The following is a 14,847-nucleotide window of genomic DNA, read 5'->3' as shown; positions in this document are numbered from 1 at the left end:
GTCAAGTGCTCACTTTCCTTGCGAGGGCGGTGCGAAGGTTCCGTTGGTCAGGCCTTGAACGGCGGTGCGCGTCACGTCCCGCGCCGCGCGTGCGACCGCGTCCGCGGCGGCGGCGAACGCGATCAGTTCGCGGAACGCATCACCATATCGGCGTTGTTCGGACGGCGGCATGCGTGGCACGCGGGCGCGTTTGACATCGAGCCGGAAGGTGCCGCCCGACGTGCCGGACGCCTGACGCCGGTTGATCTCCGATCGGAGGAACCCGGCCAGGAAGTACGGATCGAGCACGTCCGGTCGGCAGCGCAGGATCGTCGCACCGTGAGTGTCGCCTGTGGACTCGGTGGCTACCGACGGCGCGAACTCCCCGGAGAGTGCCCGTACCAGAACGTCACCCGGCTCCGCAGCCCCTCGGGTGACGGTCAGTTCTCCGGTACGGGCCAGCTCGACAATGCTGACGAGCGGCCAGGACGGCGTGTCGGTGACATTGATCGTGTCGGGCGCCTCGGCTGCCAGGCCTCCCACCAGACCGGCATACGCGGCTCGGGCGGCTTCGAGTTGGGGACGGACGTCCTCGGCCATCCCGACGACGTAGCCGGACGGCACCAGGAGCACCTCGCCGTCGAGCAGCTCGATCGACTGCATCGTCCGGGTGCGTGCCCCGTCGCCGTGGATACTATCCCAGTCGACCGCGGATCTCGGTAGTTCGGCAGGCGTGAGGTCGGTCAGGTCGACCAGCCGTACCTGATAGACAGGCCGCCCGGCGGGCCGGGTCAGTACCCAGATCTGCCAGGGCCCGCCGGGTAATTCCGGCAGTCCGACGACCTCGCGAAGCGCACCCGCGCGCAGTAGTTCGGCGCGGATGCGCCTGCCGGTTGCGCGTACGGCCGCGGAGAACGGCACGGCCACGACGGCGGTGCCGCCTTTTGCCGTGTAGGCCAGGCAGACCTGCACCCAGGCCAGTGCGGCGTCGTGTCGGCCCGGCTGCCCGAACTCGCCCACCGGGGCGTCCGCCGGTGGAGCCACAGTCGGGGCGATACAGGCGACCGCCTGTGCGCTACCGAGGGGTTGCGGCGGCAGATCGTCGCCGATCGCCGGATCGAGGATCTCGTGACCTTCGGGTGCCAACGAACGGACAAGACGCCCAAGGACATCGCCGCTCGCGGCGGCCGATGCGGTACCGGGTGCCCGGCCGTTCGCCATCAGCCACTGCTCGACCTCTTCACGGTCGAAGGTCGGGCTGTTCGCAGGTCCGCCGACCGGCTGCGGAAAGTCGGCGTGACGCTTCCGCCAGTTCGACACCGCGGCACGGCCCACGTCGGCGATCCGGGCTATCTCCGCTGCTGTCAGTTCATCACTGTTCACCGCGATCACCCTTCTCTAGTTCACACCAGCGTACACACATGATCGTCTTTAAGGAATATCTAAACTAGTTCGTGTGAACTGAATCTGGTGTGTACTGTGTTCACATCACCACGACGAAGGAGACCCGGTGGACAACACTTCGTGCATGCAGCTGGCGCTGCCGTTCGTGCCACGGCAGCAGAAGCCGACCACGACGGACCGGGCGATGGACGTGCACCGCACCACCGTCTATCGCCTGGACACGCCCGCGAACCGTGACGGCCTGCTGCGCGCACTGAACATGGACTACCTTGCCGAGAAGGACTTCACCGTCGAGGACGTCTCGATCGCGGGAGTTCCCGCGCTGCTGGTGCACGGCGTCGTGCCGCGCGCGACGGCCGAGTGGTGCGACATCGTCGGCGGGCTCACCGGCGTCGACGTCGCGATCGGCTACAGCACCGCGGGCAGCGCGATCCTGCTCGCCGTCGACGACATCGTGTACGGGCTCGCTTACGGCCAGATCGGACGGCACCTCTTCCAGGCGGGCCTCGTCGAGCCCGGCTTCGGGATCGACTTCGCCATCCGCAGCATCGACCCCGGCGCGGTCAAGGCCCTCCAGCGGCGGGTCTTCGACGCGAACGGCCGGGTCGACCACAACTCGGTGCTCGGCGGCCAGTCGATCCGTGCGTTCTCGGTCGAGACCTGGGGTGAGATCGTCGGCCAGATAAAGGGCGCACTCGCCGGCGACGCTGCGCTGTCCGCGACCCGTCTGTCCCGCCGTCTGCCGACCATCACCGGCGGCACCTCGCTGCAGGTGCCGCTGAGCACCGACGCGCTCGGGCTGCTCACCGATCTGCGGGAGATCTCGCGGATCTGCGCGACCTCCTCCCCCGCCCCCGAGCTGGAGTTCATCGCGCAGGTGCAGCCGGTGAAGCCCGGCCATCGCACCGCGCGGCTGGACCGTATGCTCGACGACCTGCTCGGCCAGGACGACCCGGCGAGCATCGGGCTGTCGCTGCCGTCCAGCCAGGCCGAGTACGCCGCCTCGGCGAACGCCTTCCGCATCGCCGTCCCCGGATCCCGTCCGGTCAGCATCGACGACCTCGAGCTGTCCGACGTGCTGCGGACCGTCCGCTACCGGGGTGATGGCAAGCGTCTGAACGCGCTCAAGACCGGAATGATCGGCATGGAGGTCGACGGGCTGACCGAGCCCGTCGAGGCCCCCGCGCACAGGTGGCTCGCCGCCGAGATCCCGGACGGTGCGGCGCGGATGGTGTATCTGGAAGGGCAGTGGTATGAGATCGGCGAGCGCTACCTCGACTTCCTCCGCACCGAGATCGACACGATCTTGACCGCGCCGTCCACGGTGTCGCTTCCGGTCTGGGATGCCTCGATCACGACCGAGGCCGCCTACAACAAGGCCGCCGCCGGTCAGCCGGGCTACCTCTGCCTGGACCAGCAGTTCGTCAAGTCTGGACTGCACCGCCGCGGGCAGGGGATCGAAGCGTGTGACCTGCTCGGGCCGAACGACGAGCTGATCCACGTCAAGCGCGCCGACCGCTCATCGCTGCTCAGCCATCTGTTCGCCCAGGGCATCGTCTCGGCCGAGGCGCTGCGGCAGGAGCCGCTCGCGCGCGAGCGATTCGCGGCGCGGGTCCACTCGGTGTCCGCCGGAAAGCGCGCGGTGCCGCACGACTTCGCTCCGGCCAAGGTCGTCTACGCGATCGCATTGAAGTCCGGCGCCCGCGTGACCTCAAGAACGCTGTTCACGTTCGCCCAGGTCGCGATGTATCGGGCCGTGCGGCAGCTGCGCGCTGCCAACATCGACGTAGAGGTCATCACCATCGGATAGGCGACACGCCAGCAGGCAGGCCCGGCGGTCCCACAGACGCCGGGCCGAAATGTCCGACCACGGCGGTAGTGTTTGCCGCCGTGGGATACATGGCGGGTTTCGTCTATGTCCTGTCGAATCCGGCGATGCCCGGGATGATCAGGGTCGGCCTTACGAGTCACCTGCCGGACGACCGCACCAGGAAGCTTCGGCCGACCGGTGTCCTCTTCACTTCACCGTCGAATACCGGACGGTGAAGTCGCGCCCCGAGGCCGTCGAGGTCGAGCGCGCCGCACACGAGATCCTGCACGACTCGCGCGTCAGCGGGTGAGGTTGTCGGCACTCCCGGATACCAAGCCGCTAACGCTGCCGATGAAGTCTCCCGCTGATCCGCCTGTGCTTCTGTGCCGGGTGGTTGAGCGTGGAGGTGGCTGATGTTGGTGGGTTGGGCTGTAGCTGTGTTGGAGGCGGCTGTTGCGCCGACGCCGTTGGTGCCGGATCCGACGCCGGTGCCGATTCCGGGATTGGCGCCGGTAGCGGAGACGTTCCTCGGCTGGGGTAAGTGGGTGCTGGTCGTAGCTGGCGTCCTGGGGATGTTCATCTGCGGCGGGATGATGATCCTTGGCCGCCGGAACCGGTCGGCGACCGCAGTCGATGGTGCGGCCGGGATTCCATGGGTGCTCGGTGGGCTGACGTTGGCGGCGGTCGGGGCGACCGTTGTCGGCGTGGTGGTCAGGTAGCCGGCCATGCGGGACGAGATCGGGATGCAGGCGCGCCGGCGTACCGCGACGGTGGCAGCATCGGGAGCGGCCTTCGTAGTGGCGATCGTCGCGACAGTTGCCGGGCTGCTGGGATTTCACGAACAGCGCGATGAGGTCGGGACGCACCCGACCGCATCCGGGATGGCCGTCTCGATTCCCGGTTCCACCGGTACCGCGGTCGTCCCGCCAGAGGGCGAGGCGGCGCCGTCGGACGCGAGTGATCTGAGCTGGATGTCGGTGGCGGGTGCTCGGCTCCCGGTGTCCCGATCAGCCGGCCCGCGGGACACGTCGGCGGGTGTGGCGCACGGCTTCGAGTTCTCGGAGCTGGGTGCGGTGCTGGCCGCGGCACATGTGAGTCTGCGGTTGTCGCCGCAGGTCGGCCCGTTGGTGTTCGAGCAGACTTTGCGGGACCAGGTGGTCGGTGATCACGCTGTGGCGCTGGCACGGAACCTTGCCGAGGAATACGACCAGGCGCGCGCTCGTCTCGGGGTCGCGTACGGGGCGCCGGCGGGCCAGCTCTACGCGGTGGCTCGCGGATACCGGGTGACTCTGTCGGGCCTTGACGCCGAGGTGTGGCTGTTGATCGAGGGCCCGGGGACGTGGCAGCCCACGCTGATCGAGCTGCGGGTCCAGACCCGCTGGCTCGGCGGTGACTGGCGGGTTGTGGCCCCGCGCGACGGTCTGTGGGGCGATGACGCCCGGGTTGCCGCGGACACGTCCGGGTTCCTGTGGTTCCCGGCGGAGCGGTGATCAGCATGTGCGCCCCGTGGGACACCGCGTGTCTGATGCTGGCCGCAGGTGGCGGGCTGTTCGCCCCGGTGGCGCGGATGATCGTCACGGCGGAGCAGTTCCTGATCGATCTGTCGGCGAGCTGGTGGGTGCTGGTCCCGTCGCTGAAACTGTTCCCGGAGGGCGCATCCGGTCGGGGTGCCGATCGGCCGGCACCTGCTGTGGGGCGAGACCTGCTGCCTGGACCCGCTGGAGTGGTTGCGGGCGGGGTTGGTGACAAATCCGGGCATGTTCCTGCTGGGCCAGCCCGGCGCTGGCAAGAGCGCCCTCGCGAAACGCCTGATCACCGGGATGGCCGGGTTCGGCACGCGGGTACTGATCCTCGGCGACACGAAACCGGACTACACCCGGCTCGTCCACCGGCTCGGCGGGCAGGTGATCCGGGTCGGCCGCGGCCTGGACCGAATCAACCCGCTCGACTCCGGCCCGCTCGGTGCCGCGCTGGCCCGGTTGCCGCAGCGGGAAGCGGAACGGCTACGGCTGGAAGTCCGCGGCCGACGGCTGGCGCTGCTGCTCGCGCTCGGCACGCTCGTGCGTGGCGGCCGGATCAGCAACGCCGAGGAGGTGCTGCTCGGCAGGGCCGTCGACCTGCTCGGCAGGGCCGTCGACCTGCTCGGCAGGGCCGTCGACCTGCTCGACGCACGCCTGGACCGGCAGCCGACCATCCCGGACGTCCTCACCGTGCTCCGCGAAGGACCCGACGAGGTACGCCTCAGTGTCAGCCATGACGAGCAGGCCGCAGATCTGGTGGCGACGCTGACGCTGTTGTGCGACGGGTCGCTGCGCGGTGTGCTGGACGGGCCGACCAGCACACCGATCGACCTCGACGCGCCCGCGGTCAGCGTGGACATCTCCCAGACCGCCGCGGCCGGGGACCAGCTCGTCGCGATCGCGATGCTGTGCACCTGGGCATACACGTTCGCCGTCGTGGACGCATCGGCCGCGCTCGCCGCCCACGATCTCGCACCACGCCGGCAGTTCTTCGGCGTGATGGACGAGTTGTGGCGGGCACTGCGCGGCGCACCCGGCCTCGTCGATCACGCGGATGCGTTGACCCGGCTGTCGCGGCCGCTCGGCATGGGCACCCTCATGATCACCCACAGTCTAGACGACCTCGACGCGCTACCCACCGACGAGGACCGGGCCAAGGCCCGTGGCTTCTTCGAACGCGCCGCGATCAAGATCCTGGCGGCGCTCCCGGGCCGCGAACTCGACCGGATCAGCACGGTGGTGCGGTTGTCGGCGGCGGAACGGGCGCTGGTCTCGTCCTGGGCCGCACCTGAGGCGCTGATTCCCGGCCGGTCCCACCCCGGCCGCGGCCGCTACCTGATCAAGACCGGTGAAGGGCCGGGTCTGCCGGTCGGGATGCGGCTCGTCGGCGACGAGCCGGACCTCTTTGACACCGACACGGCGGTACGGCCGTGAGCGGCTTTGGCCCCCGCCCGGTCACCCCGCGCTCCACCGCCGGAACCATGCCGCTCACGCCGTTCGTCATCCTCGGCGCTTTCTGGGCCGCGATCGGGCTGGCCTGGCTCGCGTGGGCCGCCGGGCAGCTAACCGCGTGGATTACCGGACGTACGGCCGGACCGGCGTTCGGTCAGCAGTTCATCGTCGCCGTCCTGCACGGCAGCTGGGATACCGCCTATCCGGGCGTCAACCGGCTTGCGGTAGCAGTGCTCTTCGCAATCCTCGTGGTAGGCGTGCTCGCGCCGGCGGTGGGCGGCTGGCTGTGCTGGCAGGCCCGCCGCGGCCACGCCGACGATCCACTCCCCTCACTCGCTCGCGCTGGTGAGGTGGCCGGGCTCGCACCGGCCGGCGCGGAGACACGCGCGCGGACGCTGCGTCACGGGCTGGCCGACCGGCCGTTGCGTCCGGCCGATATCGGGCTGCCGCTCGGCACGCTCCAACTCCCCCGCGGACGGCGTGGCCCGTTCCTGCGCGCGTCGTGGGAGGACGGGATCCTGGCCGTGATGGGTCCGCGGGCGATGAAGACCACCGCGATCGCCGTACCGCAAATTCTTGATGCTCCTGGCGCCGTCCTGGCCACGTCCAACCGGGCCGACGTGTGGGCCACCACCCACCGGCGCCGGGCACGGGCCGGCACGGTGTGGCTGTTCGACCCGCAGGCCATCACCCGCACAGGCCAGACCTGGTGGTGGAATCCGCTCGCCGCGATCGGCACGGTCGAGGACGCGGCCCGGATGGCGTCGCACTTCATCCAGCCGATGCGCCGCGACCGCGGCGAGGACTTCTGGCTCCTCGCCGCCGAAGACCTCCTCGCCAGCCTCATCCTCGCCGCCGCGATCTCCGACGCGGGCATGAACGACGTCCAGACCTGGCTCGCGGACGCCACCGACGACGAGCCGGTGGGGCTGCTGTTCGGCCACGGCTACCCGCAGACCGCCCGAGCGCTGCGTGGCCGGCAGAACGGCGCGGCCGAGACCCGCGACGGCATCTACGAGACGGCGCGTACCGCCGCGAAATGCCTGCAAGACCCGCGCGTCATGGCCTGGGTCAACGTCCCGGACCTGCTGCTGCCACAGTTCGACCCGGACGCGTTCCCGGTCTCCACGGACACGATCTTCCTGCTGTCCAAGGACGGGGCCGGGTCGTCCGGGCCGCTCGTCGCCGCGCTCACCGACCAGATCATGCGGTACGCCGTCCGCCGGGCCGAAGGTCTCGGCGGGCGCCTTGATCCGCCGATGCTGTGCATGCTGGATGAGGCCGCGAACATCTGCCCGCTCGCCGACCTACCGCAGCTGTATTCGCACTTCGGCGGGCGCGGCATCGACCTGGTCACGATCCTGCAGACCTACCACCAAGGCGCCACCGTCTGGGGCGAACGCGGCATGGGCACCCTCTGGGGCGCCGCCACGATCAAACTTGTCGGTGCCGGCGCCGACGATCCGCGCTTCGCCGCCGACATGTCCACCCTCATCGGCGAACACGACGTCGCCACCCTCTCCCTCACCCGCGACGCCACCGGACACACCTCACGGCAGATATCGGTACGACGCCAGCGGATCCTCGGCCCGGAGGACATCCGCGCGATCCGGCGCGGGACCGCTATCCTCCTCGCCACCGGCACCCGACCCGCGCTCCTCACACTCCACCCCTGGTTCCAAGGCCCGCACGCCGCAGAACTCACCGCCGACACCGCAGCAGCCATCGACGCCATCTCCGACGCCGCAGACCGGGAGCGGATGCAGAACCTGCTCGCCGCGGCCCACCCGCATCTGCCCGCGAGTGAAATGCCTGAGGAGGATCGATGAGCGTACCTCCGCCTGGCCGACTCATCGCCGCGCATGAGGAGGCCGCCGGCTTCTACGGTCGACAACTGCCGGGAGCACTGCCAGCCCTGCGCTACCTCAACAGCCGCGACATCATCGCCGCCACCGCCCATCGGGCACCGTGGACACTCGGCTACGCACCAGGCGGCTGGACCGCGCTCCGCGACCACCTCCACGAGCGCGGCTACACCGACGCCGAGCTCCTGGCTGCCGGCCTCGTCACCACGGCCCGCACCGGGAACGTCATCGACATCTTCCGCGAACGCGTCATGTTCCCCATCCGCCGCACCGACGACGGCGCGGTCATCGCGTTCACCGGCCGCGACGTCTCCGACTGGCCCGGCGCACCCAAGTACCGCAACACCGTCACCACCCCGATCTACCGCAAACGCGACCACCTGTACGGCCTCGCCGAACTCACCGCCCGCGACCTGCCACCCGCGGCCGTCTTCGTCGTCGAAGGACCCGCTGACGTCGTCGCCCTGGCACGACTCGGCACGAGCACCGGGCCGTGCGCGGCAGTCGCGCCCTGCGGTACTGCCCTGACCGCAGAGCAGGTCGCCGCGCTCCGCGAGGCGGTTCCTGCCGGTACGCCGCTGGTCCTGGCGCTCGACGCCGACTACGCAGGGCGCACCGCCACCGACCGCGCCTACGAACTCCTCCGCGACTGGCCCGGCCCACTTGAAGCCGTAGCGCTGCCCGCCGCGACGGACCCGGCGGAACTCGTCGTCCGCGGCCGCGACGCCGCCGAGCACTTTCTCGAACATCACCGGCAACCGCTCGCCGATCTGCTGATCTCGCAGCGCCTCACCCGTCATCGGCTCGACGAGGTGCCCGGCCAGATCGCCGCGCTGCGCCACGTCGCGCCGCTCGTCGCCGACACCGCGGCACGCGATACCGCGCACGCCAGCGCTCTCTGCGCCGATCTCGCAGAACGGCTCCGCCTCGATCCACTCACCGTGCTCGAAGCCGTCTACCCCACTCCGGAGGAACCACCGCCCCAGCCGGCCGCCCGCCAGCGTGAGACGTTCGCGGTCGGTCTAACCCGGCTTCCCGACGCCCGGCTACCTGGAGTTGAGTACGCCTACCACTGTCCGCCGGACAGGTCGGCAGCGGTGCGCGTGCATCACGACCCGTCGACCGGCATCACCGCCTGGGTACTCACGGAAGGCCTCACCGACGCACCCGCCGACCGAGTGGCCGCACACCTCGCCGCCGACATCGCCGCCCGGACCGCACCCAGCATCGGCGCGCGCAATGCCATCGAACTCGCCCGTACCGCCGTCAACGCCCGCTTCTCTCGCCCTGGCATCGAGCAAGGCGACGCCATGATCGCGGTCCTCACCAGCGCCTCCGCAACGTCAACAAGGCGGCTCACCGTCGCCTGGGCCGGCAAGATCACGGCCTACGGCGCCACCACCCGCTCGTTCACCACACTCACCGGCCACCCGACCGCGGACCCGACAGCTACGGTCCGCAGCGGCAGCATCAGAGTCAACTACATCGACCGGCCGTACACTCAGATCGCTATCTCCGGGCACGGGTGCGTGCATCTGCCTGCCGCTTCGATCCGTGAACTGGTCGAGGGACGGCCACCAGACCTCGCACTCGAAGAGCTGCAACGAGCTGCGCCGTCGGCGAACATGGTCGTTGTTCGGATCAGGGCAACCGCCCCGCAGGTCGCCGCGCAGGGAAGGAATGCTACGACCAGCAGGGGTCCGGCTCCGGCACTCCCCGCGGTACCGCATCGGCGTACGGCAGACGGACACGGACTCAACCCAGCAGCGACGCAACATCGATAGCGCGAGCAGCACTGCGTTGCCGGTGTCTCCTGGTCAGGTCGTGGAGAAGTCCACCCGGACCAGGTCAGCTGGGCGGTCGTAATCAAAACAAGATCCACCGCCATATGAATGATCAAAGGCTTCCAGTCAATTCGGGTGGTAGCCGTACTCGGCAAGTCGATCGCGGGCGATCCGCAGCTCCTCATCGGTGAACAGAACCGACCAGGGTTCCTGAAGCACGAATGCTTCCACGGTGAGGTCGAGGCGGCCCTTCTCCCAGAGCGTGGTGAAACCGCTGGACACCGAGGTCGCGTGAATAAGCTGACGGGCGGCGCCGAGTCCACCCGACGTGGAGATCATGCGGATGTAGATGGTCGCGTTGTAGTTGAGCTCGCGTTTCATGGCCCGGTAGCCCGCAACGAGGGCGTCGTGGAATCGCTTTTCCAGCGCCTGGTGGTTCGCCTCCGGCGCGTCGTCCTTCTCCATGCGGACAGTCGGCGGCTCTGAAGGTGCTCTTTTCTGGGCAGCTGCAGGCTTCTGGGATTCACGAGCCGGGTTCGGGCCAAGCGCGATGTGGCCGGAGAGCCCGGTGCCGAGGTGTTGTGGACGCGGCATGCCGCGCGTGTGCAGCCCGCGGACGAGCGCCGTATAGATGTCGCGCATCGAGAGCAGGTCCCCGGCGCCCGGAATGCCGTCGCGCAGCACCCTGAGCAGCTCACCGGTGAAGGCGGTGAAACGGTCACCGGGCGGCGCGATCGACGTCGACGTCGCCGGGGAGGAGGTGACGGTGAAGGTGCCGCTGATGTCGATCGCGGCAGTCACCGCCGAGGGAACGGAGGTCATCGCGGATGCCGCGTGCCCGGAGAAGCAGCAGTCGAGGATCAGGATCCGATTCTTCGCCGGGCTGTCCGCCAAAGCGAGGCGGATCCACTCGATCGGCACTGCCGTATACGCGACACGGGCCGGATCGGTGTTGGCTACGGCGAGGTGGAGTGCACCGCGTGGAGTGAGCAGACCGTGCCCGGCGTAGTAGACGATCAGGGTGTCGCCGGCGGTACTTACCGCTTCGTCGAGGGCGGCGCCGAACTCGTCCTGGGCCCGCGGATTGATCAGCTGGCGGCAGCGATCAGGATCCACGATCCCGGTGGAGGGATCGGTGAGCGCCTCGGCTAAGACCGCGACGTTGTTGGCCACGGACGGCAGGTCGGTGACCGCGTCGCTGGCGAACTGGGCCGTTCCCACCAGCAGAGCGCTGGATCGGTGTCGATCCGGCAGGCGCGTGGTCACGACGGGTCGCCCGTCGCCTCGAATACCTCCCGCAGCAGTTTCGCTGCCGCTCCGGCGTTGGCCGAGTCGATCTCGACGCGCCGGCTGCGGTCACCGTCGTTGATCTCGATGCTGAGTTTTGTCCGCCGCGCCGTGAGCCAGCCGCCGACCGCGGAAATGAGGGCGGTTACGGCGCCTCCGGCGCCCAGCGCGACCATGAGCGTCTCCGTGGCCCCGCCCATGTCCCCTGGTCGAAGCTTCCCGGCAACTGCCGTGACCCGGCCACGGAACTCGTCGTCCTGTTGGAGCCAGGCGTAGAGCGAGGGGAGATCCTGGATTCGGTCATCGTCAAGCGTGATCGTCGCGTGCACGCGGTGATGCTCCTCGCTCCACCTGCAAGATCGCCATACTCCGATGGTGCCGGCTTCATGACCACGTTTCGTCGTCGACGAAACCGTCTGGTCGCCCCTCGTGCACTGTCCGATGTGCTTACAGACGAAATGCACCGGCGGTCGCCCGCGCGTCAGCTACTTTCGCGACTCGAAAGCGCTCGTCGGCATCCGCTGACCCGGACCCCAATCTCACACACCTGCCTCCGCCGGGACAGGAGCCGTGGATCGAAACCTCGTCCGCGAGGGTCATGCGTTCCACCAGTTCTCCGGTGTCGGATCGGTGGAAGGGCTCCCGGCCGGGTCATGTCGTCCGAGGCGGTGGTCGTCGTGTTGGCGGCAGGTGCGGAACGGGCCGTCGGGGCTGAGCAGGATGGGCAGGTGGTGGTCGAGGTCGAGCCACCATCCGGGCTTGGCGGCGGGTTCCCAGCGGGCGGCTTCCCACGTGTTCCAGAGCAGGGTGAGGCGGGCGATTGCCTCGGCGTGGTCCCACCAGCGCGGGCACCACTTCGCGCGGGTGTTGCCGACGACGCGGTGGAGGAACATCGGCGCGAAGTACCCGGCCACCCAGCCTTCGACGTCGGCATACAGAGGTGCGCCCGGCTCACTCTCGGATTCCGGCCGCTCGGCTGACGGATCAGTCACCGGGATCGCCTTGCCTCGGCGCGAAAGGGCACGATCGGGGAGGCGTTTGCAGGGCGGAGACCTGCGACGTGAGCGGGTAGGACTCCGTCGCCGCGCGTCCCTTCGGGATACCAGGTGAAGGCCGTCTGCGGCGGTATGCGACCGGGGGAACTCGATCCTGCAGTCTGCGATCCCCCGCCGGGCGTGGGCGGGGTCGTAGTAGCGGCGAGGTGGGCTGCCAGCATCTGCTCCAGGTGATCGGCGGCGGCATGTCCTGCGGCGCCGTGCCGCCGGAGGTCCGCGATGCACTGGCGGTCGAGGCCATCGGCCAAGCGGCCTCGCTCCTGGCGAATCGCCGTGTCGAGGTCATCCGGGCTGATCATCACTCCGGTGCCGGGGTTGATCGCAGCGGAGCGCCGCCCGCCATGGGCGCGCATGACCGGGGTCCGGGCCATCTCCTCGACGGCGGCGCGCATTGCCTGTGCTCGACCGACGCCAGCGCGGACCGCGTCGTCGTACCGTCGCATGGGTCCGGGGTAGAAATCGCGGAGCCGGTCCTCGACCTGCTCCGCGGCGGCGCGCGCCTCGCGGAACTGGGTCTCGCGGAGCCGGGCGGCGCGCCAGACAGTGGCGAGGTCGAGCAGGTCGGCGCGGCCGAGCCAGGCATCGTCGAGGGCTTTACCGATGAGGCGCCGGTCGCGTTTCCTCGCCTGCTGGAGTTCGGCCTCGGGTGAGGTCGGGCTCGGCGGCCGGCCGGGCCGTCCGGTGCGGCGGGCATCGCGGCGCTCGTCCTGGGCCTCACGCCACTGCCGGCGCCGGATCTCGACGGCGGCAAGCCGGGCAGCAGCTTCGCCGAGCGTGGCGAGAACGGCAAGGCTCTGACCGAGGCGTTGCCCGGTCTCGGCGAGAAAGTCCGGGTGCTGGTCCTGCCCGATGTGCTCCACCGGTTCCTCCCCGTCCGCGTCAGGTGCTGCGTCCCGGCGCGTCTGGGGCCGCCGGGTCGTGGCGACGGTTACGCCCCGGGGTTAGCGGCCGGGTTGTTCCCGCAGGTCCGCGTATGTGCGCCGCCATGCGCAGCAGCCGGGCCGCCTCGCGGGCCTCACGCGCCTGGTGCAGCTGGCGGCCCGCGGCCTTGAGGTCGGCGAGGGCTTCGGCGAGCCGGGCGAGCGCGAGGAGCAGCTGCAGGACGGTCGCTGAGTTGCGGTCATCGCCGAGCTGTCCGGTCAGTTGCAGCAGCCGGGCCACACCCCGAAGATCTGCATGGGTACGGGCCGGAGGGCTTCGTCGCGGCCGCGCGGCACGGTCGAGGGCGTCTGCGGCGCGGAGCAGGATCCGGCGGCGGGCCCGGCCAGGTGCCTGTCGCGCGGCGACGAAGAGCAGGTCGCTCGCGCCGGTGTCCGCGAGCCCGGCCGTTTCGGCCATGCGTACCGCCAGTGCGACGAGGTTGCCCGGGTCGGCCGGTGGTGTGGTCGGAAGGTCGTGCCAGCGGGCGCGCAGCCGGGGCAGGGTGAGGTCGGTGGCGAGCCGGCCGCCGCCGTACCAGATCGGGTGGGCTCTGTTGAGGGCGATGCTGTAGCCAGTGACCTCGTGGGGCCGGACGCTGCTCATCCGCGGGCGGGTCAGGATGCCGGCCTCACGCAGGAGCGCGAAGAACTCGTCGGTGCCGGCAGCGGCTGCGGCGGCGCATCGGGCTTCGCGGCGGAGTACGTCGCGGTCGGTCTCGGTGCGGCGAAGCCTGCGGGCCTTGTGCAGCTCCGGTGCGGTCGGGTGTCGCCGAGCCGTCGCGGAGACGCCGACCTGGTGGAGTCCGTAGCGTTCTTCGAGGTCGCGGCATGCGGCTTGGGCGCGCCAGCGGTCGTTGCGGGCCCATTCGGTCCGGCGGTCCTGCCGGACCAGGGTGGCCACGATGTGGATGTGGTCGGCACCGTGCCGAACCGCGACCCACCGGACCGCGTCCACATCCTGGTGCGGGGCGAGACCGATCTGCGCCATCGCCTCGGCGGCGATCCGGCCCCACTGCGCGTCGCTGAGCTGCCGGTCCGAGGGATGGGTGCGCAGCGAGCAGTGCCAGACCGGCTTCGCCGGCGGGTTCCGGCCGCTACGCACCGGCTGCTCCAGTACCTCAGCCAGGGCACGGAAGTCACGTCGACCATCCCGGCCGACAGCAGGCTCAAGCGCGGCGAGCGGGCCGGCGCCGTCCCAGGCGGCGACCAAGCGCGGATCGACGTGCTCCTCCCGGCGGCCGGGACCGTAGAGATAGCGCAGCAGACCACCGATGCGTTTGCCCCGGACGATGTTCGGGATCACCGCAGGCGGCGGTCGACCAGCGCGATCACCGCGTCGATGCGCTCCATCCGCCGCTCACACAACACCGCAGCCGTGACCAGCCAACCCGGCGCCTGACCGGTCGCGTTGAACGCGGCCACCGCCTGATTGAGGTTCGCCCCAACCCGCCCGACCGCGGTCCGCGCGGCGTACAACTCGGCCTGGAAGTCGGCCAGGATCTCCCGCAGCGGATCCAACGACGCGGTCTCCACCTGACGGGCTTGAGCAAGCGCCGCCTCGGCGCAGAACCCGGTGGCCGTCATCCCGACCTGCCCAGCAGCGCGCTGGATCACGGCCAACTCGTCGGCACTGAAACGGGGCGTCAACCGATGCTCACGGCCCGGCGTCCGATGCCGGCGGTCACGGCCACGGTCGTCGTCAGCGGGAGGCGGCATGGCGTTCGGCATGCGCGCAGCCTGAGTCCCGACCGTTGCGGAGGGCGTTAGCGCA

Annotated in this window: 13 protein-coding genes; 6 read left to right on the top strand and 7 right to left on the bottom strand. The window is 70.0% G+C overall.

Annotated features, from left to right (window positions below):
* Nucleotides 1-9: 9 nt before the first annotated feature.
* Nucleotides 10-1,362, bottom strand: coding sequence for a hypothetical protein (locus J2S43_RS07280; RefSeq protein WP_306827842.1), 1,353 nt, complete (start codon nt 1,360-1,362; stop codon nt 10-12).
* Nucleotides 1,363-1,489: 127 nt separating this feature from the next.
* Here J2S43_RS07280 and J2S43_RS07275 point away from each other — a divergent pair, with 127 nt between their 5' ends.
* The 6 genes from J2S43_RS07275 to J2S43_RS07250 all read left to right on the top strand — a co-directional run bounded on the left by J2S43_RS07275 (nt 1,490) and on the right by J2S43_RS07250 (nt 9,814).
* Entirely contained in the window at nt 1,490-3,193 is a 1,704-nt protein-coding gene (locus J2S43_RS07275; protein WP_306827841.1) for a DUF6119 family protein, read from the top strand.
* Nucleotides 3,194-3,606: 413 nt separating this feature from the next.
* The gene (locus J2S43_RS07270) at nt 3,607-3,912 is read left to right on the top strand and encodes a hypothetical protein (RefSeq protein WP_306827840.1); all 306 of its coding nucleotides are present in this window, start codon (nt 3,607-3,609) and stop codon (nt 3,910-3,912) included.
* A 6-nt stretch (nt 3,913-3,918) separates the two neighbouring features.
* On the top strand, nt 3,919-4,683 hold the full coding sequence (locus J2S43_RS07265) for a DUF8175 domain-containg protein (protein ID WP_306827839.1): 765 nt from the start codon (nt 3,919-3,921) through the stop codon (nt 4,681-4,683).
* Nucleotides 4,684-4,860: 177 nt separating this feature from the next.
* Nucleotides 4,861-6,147, top strand: a complete 1,287-nt coding sequence (locus tag J2S43_RS07260; protein WP_306827838.1) for a putative type IV secretion/conjugal transfer ATPase — start codon at nt 4,861-4,863, stop codon at nt 6,145-6,147.
* Nucleotides 6,144-7,994 carry a type IV secretory system conjugative DNA transfer family protein gene (locus J2S43_RS07255; protein WP_306827837.1) on the top strand — a complete coding sequence of 617 codons (1,851 nt, stop codon included), beginning with the start codon at nt 6,144-6,146 and terminating at the stop codon, nt 7,992-7,994. Before J2S43_RS07260 ends, J2S43_RS07255 begins: the two co-directional genes overlap by 4 nt.
* On the top strand, nt 7,991-9,814 hold the full coding sequence (locus J2S43_RS07250; protein WP_306827836.1) for a DNA primase: 1,824 nt from the start codon (nt 7,991-7,993) through the stop codon (nt 9,812-9,814). Before J2S43_RS07255 ends, J2S43_RS07250 begins: the two co-directional genes overlap by 4 nt.
* Nucleotides 9,815-9,940: 126 nt before the next feature.
* On the opposite strand, the gene J2S43_RS07245 is transcribed toward J2S43_RS07250, so the two are convergent.
* The 6 genes from J2S43_RS07245 to J2S43_RS07220 all read right to left on the bottom strand — a co-directional run bounded on the left by J2S43_RS07245 (nt 9,941) and on the right by J2S43_RS07220 (nt 14,660).
* Nucleotides 9,941-11,080: a caspase family protein gene (locus J2S43_RS07245; protein ID WP_306827835.1), complete on the bottom strand. Its 1,140-nt coding sequence runs from the start codon at nt 11,078-11,080 to the stop codon at nt 9,941-9,943.
* Nucleotides 11,077-11,430, bottom strand: coding sequence for an effector-associated constant component EACC1 (locus J2S43_RS07240; RefSeq protein WP_306827834.1), 354 nt, complete (start codon nt 11,428-11,430; stop codon nt 11,077-11,079). The genes J2S43_RS07245 and J2S43_RS07240 overlap by 4 nt, the downstream gene beginning before the upstream one ends.
* A gap of 267 nt (nt 11,431-11,697) precedes the next feature.
* Nucleotides 11,698-12,093 (bottom strand): DUF4913 domain-containing protein, encoded by a 396-nt coding sequence (locus J2S43_RS07235; protein WP_306827833.1) that lies wholly within the window; start codon nt 12,091-12,093, stop codon nt 11,698-11,700.
* A complete protein-coding gene (locus J2S43_RS07230; protein WP_306827832.1) occupies nt 12,090-13,016 on the bottom strand; it encodes a hypothetical protein in 927 nt (308 codons plus the stop codon). The genes J2S43_RS07235 and J2S43_RS07230 overlap by 4 nt, the downstream gene beginning before the upstream one ends.
* 19 nt (nt 13,017-13,035) lie before the next feature.
* Entirely contained in the window at nt 13,036-14,379 is a 1,344-nt protein-coding gene (locus J2S43_RS07225; protein ID WP_306827831.1) for a relaxase/mobilization nuclease domain-containing protein, read from the bottom strand.
* Nucleotides 14,376-14,660: a hypothetical protein gene (locus tag J2S43_RS07220; RefSeq protein WP_306827830.1), complete on the bottom strand. Its 285-nt coding sequence runs from the start codon at nt 14,658-14,660 to the stop codon at nt 14,376-14,378. The genes J2S43_RS07225 and J2S43_RS07220 overlap by 4 nt, the downstream gene beginning before the upstream one ends.
* Between the last annotated feature and the right edge of the window lie 187 nt (nt 14,661-14,847).

Source organism: Catenuloplanes nepalensis, assembly GCF_030811575.1.
Classification (GTDB): domain Bacteria; phylum Actinomycetota; class Actinomycetes; order Mycobacteriales; family Micromonosporaceae; genus Catenuloplanes; species Catenuloplanes nepalensis.
Note: the sequence above shows the minus strand (reverse complement) of the source record. Positions and strands in the feature narration are given on the sequence as shown.

What these genes read in the sequence shown, in the direction of transcription:
- J2S43_RS07220 (WP_306827830.1), bottom strand. Translation starts at nt 14,660, where the DNA reads ATGACGGCCACCGGGTTCTGCGCCGAGGCGGCGCTTGCTCAAGCCCGT.
- J2S43_RS07265 (WP_306827839.1), top strand. Translation starts at nt 3,919, where the DNA reads ATGCGGGACGAGATCGGGATGCAGGCGCGCCGGCGTACCGCGACGGTG.
- J2S43_RS07270 (WP_306827840.1), top strand. Translation starts at nt 3,607, where the DNA reads ATGTTGGTGGGTTGGGCTGTAGCTGTGTTGGAGGCGGCTGTTGCGCCG.
- J2S43_RS07250 (WP_306827836.1), top strand. Translation starts at nt 7,991, where the DNA reads ATGAGCGTACCTCCGCCTGGCCGACTCATCGCCGCGCATGAGGAGGCC.